The sequence below is a fragment of the Sporosarcina koreensis genome, assembly GCF_001531445.1.
Taxonomy (GTDB): Bacteria; Bacillota; Bacilli; order Bacillales_A; family Planococcaceae; genus Sporosarcina; species Sporosarcina koreensis_C.
The window spans coordinates 1-243 of record NZ_LQYA01000308.1 but is presented as its reverse complement, the minus strand read 5'-3'; the positions used below and the strand labels follow the sequence as shown (position 1 = coordinate 243).

Below are 243 nucleotides of genomic sequence, written 5' to 3'. Positions count from 1 at the left end.
CATTCACCAAAACAGTTATATCTACAATTGTTTCAAGTAGTTTGAAACAAAAGGAAGCTGGTGCCGGAATGAGTTTGCTTAATTTTTCCAGTTTTTTATCAGAGGGAATAGGTATTGCAATTGTTGGTGGTTTATTATCTGTACGCTTACTGAATCAGAAGTTGCTACCTATGGACCTTGATCAATCCACTTATTTGTATAGTAATATGCTATTCCTTTTTACAGGAGTCGTTGTTACTAGTT

1 pseudogene is annotated in these 243 nt (G+C 34.6%); it reads left to right on the top strand.

Annotated elements, in window-relative coordinates:
• Positions 1-243, top strand: a pseudogene (locus AWV70_RS23220) (tetracycline efflux MFS transporter Tet(L)); the annotation flags it as partial.